The following is a 14936-nucleotide window of genomic DNA, read 5'->3' as shown; positions in this document are numbered from 1 at the left end:
TAAATTTTAAAAAATCTTCTTTCTGAATACAAAAACAATCACTCCCGAAAATAGCAGATACGCGATTGCTATACAAAAACTAATCAGTTCGGTTCTTCGTATGGGTTTGGTCTGAAACTTAATTTCCTTAATTGCTTTCTTTTGTACATGATCGATTACCGGCGGTGTATACAACGCCAGTCTTTCTTCCAGAACAGGCTTATTAAAACCGTACTCTTTTGCCATTTTATAAGTTTCTGCAGCTTCTTCTTTTTCCCGCATCAGGTAAGAAATATTCCCGAGATCAAATAAAAGCTGTGCTACGATTTTATCCTTCGGTTTTACAAAAGAAACCCTCTCATTAAGCTGATAATACAATTGCTTTCTCAAGACAAAAAGTTCCTTGTCCTCTCTTTCCGATTCAGGAAATTTTCCATTTCCGAAATCATTTCCGATTAAAAATCTGGAATTGATCAACTTTCCGCCTTTCATTTTGGCTTTCAGAATATTGATGTGAATCCATTCGGAACCGTAGTGAGAATTGGGGTTTATTTTTACTGCTTTTTCAATCCAGCGCAACGCTTCGGCATTATTACCGATCAGTTCATAAGCGGTACCGATATTGGAAGCGGTAGAATATCGGTTCGGTTCCTCTTTTTCAATCTTTTTGTAAAGTTCGATGGCTTCCTTGTATTTTCCCTGAATAATCAGGATCAGTCCTTTATCTGAAAGATAATTCAGTTTTCCTGTTTCCTTATAGCCTTTTTCCATCGATAACAGTATTTTATTAAGCTCTTCGGTATTGGTAAAATAATGACCATACGGTACATATCCTTCATAATCTTCATAGAGAATGGTTCCGTCTTCGAGATGCAGTGTTTCTCCGTTCAGGCATCCGAATGCGGGAACAGAAAATAAAACACCGAACAGTACACTAAAAAAATATTTCCTCATATCCGATTTCTATGGTTACAGGTTTTAAAAAAGTTTTTATCTGCAAAAGATACAAAACCTGCAGCATAAAATTAATCTTAATAATCAAATAAGTTCAATTATTCCAACCAAATATAAAAGATCACATGAGAAGAAAATCAAAGATTTTCATAAACTAATGTGTTCTGATCTAAAGCTTAGAAATTATTTAAAATATTATGTGACTTATGTGTTAAAAAAAATTCTTACATTCAATCTACAGCACTGTCATTTTGAGCACAACGAAGTGGAGTTGAAAAATCTTATATTAATAGATTCTTCATTCCATAATGCTGCGCAAAATTCCATTCTGAATGACAGAGGAATTTCACTATTTTAAATTATAACACATTAGTCACATAAGTTTAGTTTAATGATGTATTCAGAAGATCACATAAGAAGAAAATCAAAGATTTTCATAAACTAATGTGTTCTAATATAAAGCTTAAATTATTTAAAATCTTATGTGACTTAAGTGTTTAAAAACTCTTCAACCTGCAAAGCTGTCATTTTGAGCGCAGCGAAGTGGAGCCGAAAAATCTAAAAAAATTGCATTTTAATAGATTCTTCACTGCATAATGCTTCGCAAAATTTCATTCTGAATGACAGAGTGATTTACTGTTTTTAAATTATAACACATTAGTCACATAAGTTTAGTTTAATGAAGTATTCAGAAGATCACATAAGAAGAAAATCAAAGATTTTCATAAACTAATGTGTTCTAATATAAAGCTTAAATTATTTAAAATCTTATGTGACTTAAGTGTTTTAAAAACTTTTTAACCTGCAAAGCTGTCATTTTGAGCGCAACGAAGTGGAGCCGAAAAATCTAAAACAATTGCATTTTAATAGATTCTTCATTTCATAATGCTTCGCAAAATTTCATTCAGAATGACAGGATTTTTAAATATAACACTTAAGTCACATAAGTTTAGTTTAATGAATAATTAGAAGATCACATAAGAAGAAAATCAAAGATTTTCATAAACTAATGTGTTCTGATCTAAAGCTTAAATTGTTTTAAAAGCTCATGTGACTTATGTGTTTAAAAAAAACTCTTACATTCAATCTACAGCGCTGTCATTTTGAGCGCAACGAAGTGGAGCCGAAAAATCTAAAAACAACTGCATTTTAATAGATTCTTCACTGCATAATGCTTCACAAAATTTCATTCAGAATGACAGGAAAATTTAACCACAAAAGGCACAAAAGATAATGATAAAGCTGATTTTCAGAATAATTAAAGTCCTCAAAAGCATAAAAATCAGAGATTTTTTAAAAACTGTTGTGTTCTTTTAGTCTTACGCTTGTTACCTTTAATAAGGTATCAAAATCTTTTGTGGCTTTTGTGGTTAAAAAAGTACGTGCAGCAATCAACAAATCGTTGATTTTACGGCTGGTTTCCGGAAGTTCCGGTTTTTCCTTCGCTGTTCGTCTTTTGCTGGGAAGAATTTTTGGCAGCCTTTACCAGTTCATTCGTGTCGCTGTACAGAAGTTCCCAGCCGGAAACACCCTTCATCACGGTTAATAAACTGATGTAGGCTTTCAGGTTTTTCTCAAGGTCTTTGCGGATGGCGCTTGCGCTCGTCATTTGTCGGAGGTCTGCGTTGGCTTCTGCCTGATCGGCAAATAAGGTCTCAAAATCTTCATGTTTCGTTTTCATTTCTGTGAATGCAGCATTGATGGAAAGCAGTCCGATTTTTTGCATATTTTCGGGCGTTTCCAGTTCTTCGATCAGCTTTTTCATCTGTGCGGTCTGAGAAGAATAGCTTAAACGGTCGAGATCAAGTCCGTACTTCTTCAATACATTGTACAAATCTTCGGCAGCCTGATAATTGGGTGCAGAAGAAAGTTTGCGGTATCCGTTGAGAAAGGCTTTCAGATTGGTGTAAGCAACATCCCTTTCATGATCTGCCGTTGCCACATCTTTCCCTTTTCCGCTATAACTCTGCTTTGCATAGACTTTATCGTATTCTGTGTACGAATTCTGTAAAGCCAAAGTAAGTGGATGATTATCAACCGTTGTATATTTCCCTGACTGTGCATTTGAGAGAATACGTTGAGATAAAGTAGCGAGATCTTTAGTACTCAGTTTTGTGAGTGCAATTTTCATTTTGTTTGCGTTTTTTTGATTAATAATTTAAAAAACCAAATATAAAAAAACTTCTTTGATTACAAACAACTCTGTTTTAAACCTCCGGAGTCCTCCGAAACTTACAAACACTATTGTTTTAAACGACAGAAGTCCTCCGGAGGTTTCCCGCAACTTGCAGGAGAATTCCGGAGATGTACGGAATTCGCAAACAACTTTGTTTTTAATCTCCGGAGTTCTCCGGAAGTTTCCTGCAGATTGTTGGAGAGGTTTGGCGGTTAGAGAAGATTAATAAGATTTTACGAACTATAAATTTCCGTAGAAATACGGAAAGAATAATAATCATCGTTTTTTTATATTTGAAATATAATATTTATAACTATAAATCAAATAATTATGGATTACGATTATATTATTGTACAAACTGTTTTAACAAATGAAAGAGGCAAACATGGACCGGTTCATATAAAACCGCTTCCAAATCAAGATCCCTATTTAGAAACGATGTTTGTGCAATGTTCCAAAGTTCTGTCAACTGATTTTCCAGTTGGAACAAAATTTAGAATAAAAGCAAAGATCATAGTTCCAACAAACGGAAATCGACCTTTTGCATCTAGCCATTACACCTGGCCTTTTGAGGTAATTACAGATTAATAATATTAGTTAATAATGTAACTTTTAAAAATGAAGTTTAAAATAAATGAAGAAGTATTAGAAATAGCTTCTGGGAAAAAATGCATTGTTGTGGCAACAAAAGAAGAGCCATATACGCATACGTATAATCAAAAATAAATGTATCCCCCAAATAATTTCGATTACATTGTTTTAATAAAAATAGACACAAATCAATATAAAGGGGAAATGTATGTATATGAGCATCAATTGACCAAAATAATTAATTAACCTAAAAAATAAGTATGAAAAAAAATTATCTATTCATTTTGCTTTTATTTGTTTTTAATATTACTCTTGCTCAAAATATTTTAATCTTTGGAGGAAAAAATCATGATGTTTTTCTGGGGTGTTTAGATTGTGACAAATATAATGATTACTCTATATGGAATAAATATGGTAATAATGGTTCTAAATATAGTTCCAATTCTATTTGGAATAAGTATGGAAACTACGGAGGCAAATATAGTAGCGACTCACCCTTTAATAAATATGCTTCTAATCCTCCTGTTCTAGTTGACAGAGATGGTAATTTCTATGGATATTTTACAGCAGATATCTATTTTTCAAAAAGAACCAATAACAAATTAGCTCTATTTATTATTGATTATTGGGAAAGTATTCTTGAAGATGTTGGAGAAGCTTATAACAAAATATTTAATTAATATGTATTACCTAAATATTTGAAAGCTTATAATTTGTAATAACAAACAACAGTATCCTTTTAAATAATCACATACTATGAATAATAAAATTCTTTCATTTATTTTTATTTTGTCTCTAAATTGTTTGTCTGCCCAAACAAAAATAAACAATTCAGCCTATCATAAACAGAGTGCTGATAAAATGTATCAATTATTTCCAACTAAAAACTTTTGGACATTTATAAAATTAAATACAAGAAATGGTAAAATGTGGCAAGTTCATTTTGCAGTAAAAGAGGGAGATAATCGTGTTATTTTAAATTTAAATTCTATATCTCTTGTTGCAGAAGAAAAAGAGGTAAATGGAAGATTTACTCTTTATCCTACAGAAAATACTTATAACTTTTTATTGCTTGATCAAATTGAAGGAACTGTTTATCAGGTTCAATGGTCAATGGAAGAAAACAATAGAGGAATTCTTCCGATTCAATAACTTAATTTCAATCCCATTGCGTTAATAATTTAATAAACCTAAATTATGGAAAACCATAATTTAAATAAATTTAAGTTGTATATATTTGCTAACTTTTTAACAAAACTAAACATGAAATTTAAATTATAACAAATAATTATGGCAAGTATAAAAATTAAAGACTTTTTTAATGGTAGATTTTTTGAAATTCCAAAATATCAAAGAGGTTATGCATGGGAATTACAAAACATTAGAGAATTATTTGAAGATATAATTGAATCAATTGAATCAAACTCAAATCATTATATAGGGACCATTGTACTTTCAAAATCTGATGATGATGATGAAAAATTTTATGTAGTTGATGGTCAACAACGAATAACAACATTAACTTTGATAATAAGTTCTTTAATAAAAAATCTTTCAGAAAAAGATCAAGCATATTATGAAAGATTTTACATAAAAGAAGACGATAGATTTAGATTATCTCCTTTAAATCGTGATAATAAATTTTTAACAGATTTATTCGATAATAATGTTGGTAAACCGCAAAATAAAAGTCAACGTTATTTAGAAGAAGCTTTTCAAGAAATTAAATATAAAGTTAATAAAATAGATAATAAGCTAAAATTCTTAAAATCAGTTGAAAAACTTGAAGTAATGGAATTTGTAGAAAATTCGGAGGGTGACGCAATCAGAATTTTTCAAACTGTTAATGATAGAGGAAAGCCTTTATCAAATATGGAAAAAGCAAAAAGTTTATTAATATATTTCTCCAATAGATATTTAAATAAAAAATTAGATAACCAAATCAACGATTGTTTTAGTGATATTTTTGAAATTTATGACGATATAAAACATCTAGGAGAAGAATTAAACATAAACTTAATAAAAAATAAGGAATTTAATGAAGATAATTTGATGCGCTATCATTTTGTAAGCTATAGTGATGAAAATTACGATCCAACTGCATCATATGTTCTGCAATTTTTGAAAAATAAACTAACAGGTTATAGAAATTCAAATAAATCTGATAATTATCTAGAAATAGAAAATTTTATTAACTCATACTCAAAAAGTTTAAAATCATTTTTTGAAAATTGTAAAAATGTTATTGAGAGGGCTAAAAATGAATCTAGATATTTTAAACTATTTGTTATTTTAAATTTATCTGCAACATTATATCCATTAGTAATTAAACTAGAATCATTAGGGTTACTAGATGTAAATTTACAAAGAGAAAGCTTTGAAAAATTTACTTTTTACGATCTAATAGAATTAATAGAAGTAAGAGTATATAAAACAAGAGGGACTGACCCTAAAGCTGATATATCTAGATTAATTTTCAACATTGATAATAAAAACAATATAGATATTGAAAATTATTTATTTTGGTTTAACAGTAAATGGATGCCCAAAGAAGAATTTCAAGCACACTTATTTAGTTGGATTTTTGGAAACAGAGCTTTAAATCATATTTTTATCAATTATTGTGAGCATCTTCAAAATGAAGAATATAAAATTTCTGAATTGAAAGAACTTATTAACAAGAATCCTAATATTGAACATGTTTTGTCTCAAACTCCGACTTTTGCACCACGAACAATGGGCTTTAAAAATAAAGAAGATTTTATCGACTATGAGCATACTTTAGGAAATCTAACAATTCTTGAGCGTAACTTAAATTCTAGCATTCAGAATAAGAGCTCGATAGATAAAGTTGAAACATATAGTAAAAGTTTATTCTCTATGACTAAAATAATTGGTTCTGAAATAGATACTATGAAAAAATTTACTAAATCAGAATTAAATCAAAGAACAAAACAAATTGCAGAATACTGTTTAGAAAGATGGTGGTGTTAATATTTTACATTTGTTCTCGTAATTCAATACAATAACTACGAAATTACTTTCTTATTCTATGCAAAAAATTGTCATTCTGTTGTTTTTCGTTTTATCGGCATCTGTTTTCGGTCAGGATTATTTAAATAAAACCGAAAAATATGATGTGGAACTGTTTAATTATTTAGATAGTTTGACGGTGGAACGTAAAGTTCCTCTGGAGGAGTATCTTAAGTTTTCAAAGCCTTTTTCGAAATGGGATATCCGACCTTTGCAGCATGAGAAAATCTACGCGCTCGATTCGGTACGTACATCAAGTGAAATCTCCAATTTTTTCTGGGGTGGTTTTTCTCAGCGGTATGAACTGACGGAAAAGGAAGCGGCAGAAAAACCGAATCAGTTTTTAAAACAAGGTATGATTGACGAGGACAGGCATATTCAGTTTCTGAAGGATCATCTTCCGGAATTCAAAACACTGGCTGCTCTTGTGGGAAAAAGCAGGAATTTAATCTATCTAAACCAGAGTTCTTTGCAAAGGGTAGATGATATTTTTAAAGAAAACAATGGATACTGGTCTTATGTGATTCCGCAAAAATCGCCCTTCCCCATCTCAGCAAAAATAAAAACTGAGAAAAATTACCGTTTCAGCTCTTTGCAGCAACAGATCCTTGAACAGATGAAGAAAGTAAATATTTATTCGATTGTAAAAACAGACTTGGGAATGTTCTTTCTTCTGGACGGATTTTCCGATAATTCTTACGGCTATTATTTTTCCCCGTCGGGAATGTTGGAAAACAATAACCACTTGTTTGAGATCATGAGTTCAAGAAATATCAGCGACGGATTTTTCTATTATATTGCGAATTAGGAGGCTCTACAATTGGGATCATTATTTCTGAAAAATATTGATCGAAACACAACAGAATATTCCTTATATCAAAAAATTAGTAAAACTTTGTCAAAGTTTAAGAACTTTGACAAAGTTGATTTCATTTCTAAATTAAAAAAGATTTTCATCCACAAAATTCGGAAGCGTTACTTTCAGATTCGGCTCCATTTCCATGGCTCTTTTGATGGCGAAAACAGCGCCTTCATTTCTTGCCCAGCTTCTTCTTGAGATTCCGTTGTTTACGTCCCAGAACAGCATGGATTTTAATCTTCTGTCGGCATCATCGCTTCCGTCCAGCAGCATTCCGAAGCCTCCGTTGATGACTTCTCCCCATCCTACTCCGCCTCCGTTATGAATTGAAACCCAGGTTGCCCCACGGAAACTGTCGCCAATCACATTATGGATCGCCATATCTGCCGTAAATCTGGAACCGTCATAAATATTGGATGTCTCTCTGTACGGCGAATCTGTTCCGGAAACATCATGATGATCTCTTCCTAAAACTACGGGTCCGATTTCTCCGTTTTTGATGGCTTTATTGAAGGCTTCGGCAATTTTCATTCTACCTTCTGCATCGGCATATAAAATTCTCGCCTGCGAACCGACCACCAGATTATTTTCCTGCGCTCCTTTGATCCACTGAATGTTGTCTTTCATCTGCTGCTGGATTTCTTCAGGAGAATTCTGCTGAATTTCTTCTAAAACCGCACAGGCAATATCATCTGTTTTCTGTAGATCTTCCGGCTTTCCGCTCGTACAAACCCAGCGGAATGGCCCGAAACCATAATCGAAACACATCGGTCCCATAATATCCTGTACATAAGAAGGGAATTTAAATTCTCTTCCCAACGTAGGATTTTCTGCCATTACATCGGCTCCGGCTCTGGAAGATTCCAGTAAGAAGGCATTTCCGTAATCGAAGAAATAGGTTCCTTTTGCTGTATGTTTGTTGATAGCTTCTGCGTGTCTTCTTAAGCTTTCCTGAACTTTATCTTTAAAGAGTTCCGGATCTTCCGCCATCATTTTATTGGATTCTTCAAAGCTCTGTCCTGCAGGATAATATCCTCCCGCCCAAGGATTGTGAAGCGAAGTCTGGTCTGAACCGATGTCGATTCTTAAATTCTCCTGATCGAATTTTTCCCAAACCTCAACAATATTTCCCAAGTACGCCAGAGAAACAGATTCTTTATTTTCCTGCGCCTGTCGAACTCTTGCAACAAGCTCGTCAAGATTTTCATGGATTTCGTTTACCCACTTCTGGTCGTGACGGATTTTGGTAATCTTCGGATTAACTTCCGCACAAACGGTAACACAGCCTGCAATATTTCCTGCTTTTGGCTGCGCTCCGGACATTCCCCCTAATCCTGAAGTCACGAACAGCCCGCCTTTCGGATCTTTATTGATTTTTCTGAACGCGTTCAGTACCGTAATGGTTGTTCCGTGAACAATTCCCTGCGGACCGATGTACATATAGCTTCCCGCCGTCATTTGTCCGTACTGTGTAACGCCCAAAGCATTGAATTTTTCCCAATCGTCCGGTTTTGAGTAATTCGGGATCATCATTCCGTTGGTTACCACTACTCTCGGCGCATCTTTATGGGAAGGAAACAATCCCATCGGATGCCCGGAATACATGACCAAAGTCTGTTCATCCGTCATTTCAGACAGGTATTTCATTGTTAAAAGATATTGTGCCCAGTTGGAAAATACTCCCCCGTTTCCACCATACGTAATCAGTTCATGAGGATGCTGCGCTACTGCATAATCCAGATTGTTCTGAATCATCAGCATGATGGCTTTTGCCTGCTCCGATTTTCCGGGATATTCAGAAATCGGTCTTGCCTTCATCTCATAATCCGGACGGAAACGGTACATATAAATTCTTCCGTATTTTTCCAGTTCTTCCCTGAATTCCGGCAATAATTCTGCATGAAACTGAGGCTCGAAGTAACGTAACGCATTTTTCAACGCTAGTTTTTTTTCTTCTTCCCCTAAAATTTCTTTGCGTTTCGGCGCATGATTGATGTTGGTTTCGTAAGGTTTCGGCTGTGGCAGCTGGTTGGGTATACCCTGTTGTATCTGTTGTTGGAATGTCATGTATTTGTTGATCGTTGTTAGTTTAGCAGATTTATTTTTGTGGTTTTAAAGATATTCAAATTAGAAAATCCCTGCAACTAATGTGATAAAATTTGAAACAGCATGAAAAATTCCCCTCCTTTGGAGGGGTGGCGAAAATTCGGAAGAATTTTTGACGGGGTGGTTTTAGATGATCTTAATTTATCTTTGGTTTATTATTTTACCACCCCGTCTTCTCCCTTTGGTCGAATCCACCCCTCCAAAGGAGGGGAATATTGTGATGGATATTTTACTTGTATTTATAATGTTCAATGATGAAGTTTTCTAAATCTTTCATCACAACAGACAAATTATGTAGTACATCAAAGTCTGTTATCCTGAATATTTTCAGACCTAAAGATTCCAGGTATTTCTGCCTTACCTCATCATAAATTTCTTTGGTTTCGTGGCTCCAGCCGTCAATTTCTATAACTAACCCCAGCGTTTTCACATAAAAATCAACGATGTAATTTCCGATAATTCTCTGTCTGTCAAAATCAATATTATGGAATGTTTTCGCACGAACCTGTTTCCAGAAAATGACTTCACTCAAAATTCCGGATTTCCGTTTTTCGTTCAAAAGAGGTTTTAATTTGGGATTGTAGGGAAGATTTTCTACAAAATTCCTGCGAACAGAAATTCCGTTAATTACTGTAAGGATTTCTTTCATCAATTGTTGCTTTTACTGTTTGTGTTTTTTAATTAAACCACCCCGTCAAAAATTTTATAAATTTTTGCCACCCCTCCAGAGGAGGGGAATTTCCACTTTCCGGATAATGCGGTGATTAAATCTTTTCAAAAATAAAAAACCTCACTGAAAATTTCAATGAGGCTTTATAGAAATAAGCTTTTAGATTTAATTATGATTTTTAACCAAAACCCAGCCGGTTATTGTTCTTCCATCCGGTATGGTAATCACATACCAGTAACTTGCAGTAGGAAGTACCCTTCCTTTTATCATCCCGTCCCAATAGAACTGAGTGTTTGAATTCTGTTCAAAAATCAGCATCTGATAACGGTCGAAGATTTTGAGGTTAGACATTCTTGTTCCGAATACCTGAAGATCTTTAATCACCCAATGGTCATTAAGTCCGTCACCGTTTGGTGTAATGGTATTTGTAATATCCAGTACCAGACCGTCTTTTTTCACAATACAGTCGCTGTCGGCAAATCTCACATAGAAGGTGGTAATTCCTGTAGGTAAATTATTGAAGCTGTTGCTTGCCTGCCAGTTGATTCCATCGATAGAATACAGTATTGATTTTGAACCCGTAGCATAAATAATCACATTATTACCGCTGAACTGAATGCTTGTAATAACAGGGACTTCATAATGTTTGATATCGAAAGTCTTGGTGTAAGAACATCCGTTATCCGCCGTCACGGTTAATGAGTAAGTTCCTACTGTGTTAATTCCTGTAATCGTATTCGTTGTAGAGATGGTCTGTCCTGCAGGATTAGTCCATTGATAGCTTACAATCGTGTAATTGGTAATATTTACAGAATAACTGCTCAGTGAGCCTTCCGGACAGAAATACAATGTCGGAATATCGAAAATCGGAGTTTTTTTCAATGAAAGCTGAATCTGCACCAGATTGGAACACGATCCGGGAACACTTACTTTTACATAAATGGTACTGGAACCTGAAACCTGATTATACAGATACGCTGAAGGATTTGCAATCGCATTGGTTCCCGCATTAAGATCTGCTAAAGACGAGTAATAGGTAAATGTAACGTTAGCTCCATTGTAAATCTGTGTCTGGAACTGGGTCAGATTAACGGTCTCTGATCCGTCATTTCCGATATCACAGGTTGCTAAAGGGAAAGGTCCGTTGTTCAGCAGGGTTACTTTATTTCCGTAAGTGAAGGTTATGGATGCAATATCGTTACATCCCGGAATATTCTGCACATTCACCCACATCTGCGCAGGGAAAGGATTGGCGGTAAAGTTCGACGGATTGGCAATAGGATTGGTTCCGTTCTGCGCATCCTGCAGGGTAAGATAGAAGGTAAATGTATTCGCAGGATTCGGTGCGTCAACCATTAAATTGGTAAAATTCAAAAGGTTTACTTCATAGCTTCCGTCGAGATTTTCATCACAAACCGAAATGGTAGAATTGATGGCTTTCGGAGGGAAATAGGTATTCAGCTCAATTGATGCTACAGAGTAACATCCTGTGGTATTCACCTGAAATCTTGCCCACACCTGAACGGTAGAAATATTGGTTGTAACGGTATTTCCGATCTGACTGGCAGGGTTTCCGGCATTGGCTTCTGCCTGTGTATTGTAATAAGTAACGGTGATATTTGATAAAGGATAGGTGTTTTGAGCAGGAATAAACATCTGAGAAGTGGCATCACTCAACTGAAAGGTTTCACTTAAATTAAAATCTTCATCGCATTTGTTCAATACAGCATTGTTCAGAACTACAGGGGGTAAGAATGTCATCAGAATGGTAAGTTTAACCGCTGAAAAGCAATCGTTGTTATTAAACTTCACCTTCACATAAACGGTTGCACTTCCTCCGGTAACAACAAACTGAGTGGGATTTGTAATCTCGTTGGTGAAAATGTGGGTAACAGGATCATAATTCAGATAATACGTAAAGTTTACATTCGAGCTTGTTGTAATCTGGCTTTGCGCCTGTGTAAGATTATAAATCTCCGTATTGTCATTATTATTATCACAAATATTCGTCAGGTTAACCGTTACCGTAGGATTTACTGCCGGTGTAGAAGTTAATCCTACGGTAAACGGATAAATCTGCTCACAATTATACGAATTGATCTTTACAAAGTACTGCTGTGTTCCGGTAAAGGTTACATTATTCACCGGATTATTTCCACTTGCTGCGTCTGCAGCAGTAAGATAGAAGGTTACCGTAGCATTCTGGCTTCCGATAATGGCAGATGAAAACTGTGATAACTGTACGTTTTCTGTATTATCATTATTAAAATCACAAACCGTAAAACTGGACTGTTCTGCAACAGGATGAACCAGATTGATCGTAAGTGGTCTTATCGTGTAGCAGGTCTCAGAAAGTTCGAAACGTACATAATAAATCTGTGTAACGAAATTTCCGTTGGTGGTAATGACCTGATTCGGGCTTATAGGATTTATTCCGAAACTCGCATCCGCATAATCTGCAAAAAATTTCACTACGGGAACTGTTGCCGGAGAGATCAGCATTCCGTTTGAAAGGGTATTTAAATTAACACTGATGTCATCTGTTCCGTTAAAGCAGATGTATTCTGTTTTAGGAATAACCACAACTTTAGTAAATGTAATATTGAGATTTACAGTTGCCACTGCAACACATCCGTTCGGGATCTGAACTCTTATAAAAATGGTATAAGCTCCGTCATGCACTGTACTTAAAACGCCTCCTGAACCTGTAAGAGCTTCGTTATAGGTTCCATATGCCGTAAATACAGCTCCCGGCTGTGATGTAATGAGCGGTCCGAAAGTTAAAGGAAAATCAAAAGGCTCTGCATCATCATTGTTGATATCACAGGTTGAATAGTTATAGTTAATCGGAGAATTGAGATTAACTCCCGGTTTGAACTGGAAAGTTACAGGACCTAAAACGAAGGTACAGTTTCCTTCCTGCAGTCTTACCCAGACCGTTGTACCTGCTGTAACATTAATTGTGCTGATCGCATTGGTATTGTTCTGAGCATTTGCCTGCGTGGCGAAATAAGAAATTCCCGTAGTGCCCGGCGGAAAAAGCTCAGGATCCAGGAATGCTAAGTTATAGTTGGATTCTACCCCGTCATTATTCGTATCGCAAATCTGAACCGTATTTTTGAGCAAACTTTTGGTCTTAAAATTTAGAGTTAAAACAGCCACTCTGTAACAGTTGGGAACATTCGGATTCTGAATTCTCACATATAAAACCGTATTTGCTGTTAATGTAAAGTTGTTCGGTAAAGGACTGACGTTATTTTGTGCGTTCTGCAAAGTTGTATGAAAGCTGAATACAAAATTTGCAGGGTTCTGTGTGGTTACATTTCCCTGAAAACTGCTTAAAGTAAGGTTTACAGGATTATTTCCGCAGTAATCCTGTGTGAAATTTTTCGCAGCGGGATAAGTAGGATCAAATGTTAAAGGAAAATCATCCGTTAAAGTAAGGGTACTGGTTCCGCAGGTATTAAAAACCGCAGTTGCCGTATACACTTCATTCTGGGTAGGGCAAATCGTAGCCTGAATTCCCGTAGCAACAGTCTGTCCGGCAGAATCTGTCCATGTTACATCCGGCTGTATTGCGTTCCCAAGCGGATTAAATCTATATCCTTCCTGCAAAGCCTGCCATACTCCTGTATTTCTGTTAGGAGGAGAAACGCCGAGTGTTCCGTCGCCGTTGATAACGCCTATTAAAGCATTTTCAAATTTTCTTGTCGGGCAGGGTGTCGGTTTTTTATCTACGAAAACTTCAATCACATTGGTAGTTTCATGCAGAACAATCTGAGATGAAGCTCTGTCTGTACATCCTGCAATTCTTCCTTCGAAAAAGCTGACAACAAATTTTCTGTAAGGAGCTGTTCCGATGGTGGAATAATAAATTTCAGAAGGATCATTTGCAGAAAAAACCATATCGTTGTATACCCCGAATATGGAGTTTTTAGGAAGGCTTACATTGGGGTTCTGCCATTGGACATTGGGATAGTTGATGTTTCCCAACTGGCTCAGATCAAAAGTGACCATCCCGTTTGAACCGACTACTAATGCATTAAAATTCTGATTATAAAAACAAAACTGAAAAGGAAGATCCAGCTTGGTAGGAAAAACGTCATCGTAGTTGGCATTGAGCGGAGTTCCCTGATTCAATGCAATGGGAGGAGCAAAAGCCTGAGAAACGACTTCATAATTTGAAGTCTGTTTAATGACAGGATATTCCAGATGGAGATCGATACAACCGTTTGCATTAAGACCATTGGTACAGGTAACATTAAAGCTCTGATTGCCTACTGCATCTTTTATGATAACATTTCCGGGAGTTTGGGCAAGCCCGAAAATGCTTATCCATACGAGGATAAATTGTAAAGGTTTTATCATAATCAAGTTTTCTTTTAATCACTATTTATTGATAAATTTACCACTTTTAGCAATACAATTATCAATAGTAAACATTTATTTACATGGTATTCATAACGAAATTATTCATAAGGTTAGAATACAACAATTTACAAAATAAATGTAAATAAAAAAAAACTTGCCGGAAAAGCAAGGTTTATAATTATTTGAAATTAAGTTCA

Annotated in this window: 11 protein-coding genes; 6 read left to right on the top strand and 5 right to left on the bottom strand. The window is 35.1% G+C overall.

The window, feature by feature from the left end:
• Positions 1–6 precede the first annotated feature (6 nt).
• A complete protein-coding gene (locus AC52CF_RS07575) occupies positions 7–933 on the bottom strand; it encodes a tetratricopeptide repeat protein (RefSeq protein WP_496518022.1) in 927 nt (308 codons plus the stop codon).
• A 1408-nt stretch (positions 934–2341) separates the two neighbouring features.
• The gene (locus AC52CF_RS07570; RefSeq protein ID WP_394665260.1) at positions 2342–3064 is read right to left on the bottom strand and encodes a DUF6261 family protein; all 723 of its coding nucleotides are present in this window, start codon (positions 3062–3064) and stop codon (positions 2342–2344) included.
• A 55-nt stretch (positions 3065–3119) separates the two neighbouring features.
• On the opposite strand from AC52CF_RS07570, the gene AC52CF_RS07565 reads away from it, so the two are divergent.
• The 6 genes from AC52CF_RS07565 (at position 3120) to AC52CF_RS07540 (ending at position 7541) form a co-directional block, all read left to right on the top strand.
• Entirely contained in the window at positions 3120–3335 is a 216-nt protein-coding gene (locus AC52CF_RS07565) for a hypothetical protein (RefSeq protein ID WP_496518021.1), read from the top strand.
• A 104-nt stretch (positions 3336–3439) separates the two neighbouring features.
• The gene (locus AC52CF_RS07560) at positions 3440–3697 is read left to right on the top strand and encodes a hypothetical protein (RefSeq protein ID WP_496518020.1); all 258 of its coding nucleotides are present in this window, start codon (positions 3440–3442) and stop codon (positions 3695–3697) included.
• 263 nt (positions 3698–3960) lie between these two features.
• Positions 3961–4380 carry a hypothetical protein gene (locus AC52CF_RS07555; protein ID WP_394665258.1) on the top strand — a complete coding sequence of 140 codons (420 nt, stop codon included), beginning with the start codon at positions 3961–3963 and terminating at the stop codon, positions 4378–4380.
• Between the two features lie 76 nt (positions 4381–4456).
• Entirely contained in the window at positions 4457–4852 is a 396-nt protein-coding gene (locus tag AC52CF_RS07550) for a hypothetical protein (RefSeq protein WP_496518019.1), read from the top strand.
• 138 nt (positions 4853–4990) lie between these two features.
• Positions 4991–6694, top strand: coding sequence for a DUF262 domain-containing protein (locus AC52CF_RS07545; protein ID WP_496518018.1), 1704 nt, complete (start codon positions 4991–4993; stop codon positions 6692–6694).
• 58 nt (positions 6695–6752) lie between these two features.
• Positions 6753–7541, top strand: coding sequence for a hypothetical protein (locus AC52CF_RS07540; protein WP_496518017.1), 789 nt, complete (start codon positions 6753–6755; stop codon positions 7539–7541).
• Between the two features lie 132 nt (positions 7542–7673).
• Here AC52CF_RS07540 and hutU read toward each other — a convergent pair whose 3' ends face one another.
• The 3 genes from hutU to AC52CF_RS07525 form a co-directional block, all read right to left on the bottom strand.
• On the bottom strand, positions 7674–9659 hold the full coding sequence (hutU, locus tag AC52CF_RS07535; protein ID WP_496518016.1) for a urocanate hydratase: 1986 nt from the start codon (positions 9657–9659) through the stop codon (positions 7674–7676).
• A gap of 268 nt (positions 9660–9927) precedes the next feature.
• Positions 9928–10347: an endonuclease domain-containing protein gene (locus AC52CF_RS07530; RefSeq protein ID WP_496518015.1), complete on the bottom strand. Its 420-nt coding sequence runs from the start codon at positions 10345–10347 to the stop codon at positions 9928–9930.
• A 186-nt stretch (positions 10348–10533) separates the two neighbouring features.
• Complete coding sequence (locus AC52CF_RS07525; RefSeq protein ID WP_496518014.1) at positions 10534–14736, bottom strand: FIDD domain-containing protein; 4203 nt, start codon at positions 14734–14736, stop codon at positions 10534–10536.
• Positions 14737–14936 lie beyond the last annotated feature (200 nt).

The sequence above is a fragment of the Chryseobacterium sp. 2P genome, from assembly GCF_059579425.1.
This window is presented reverse-complemented; position numbering and strand designations above follow the sequence as displayed.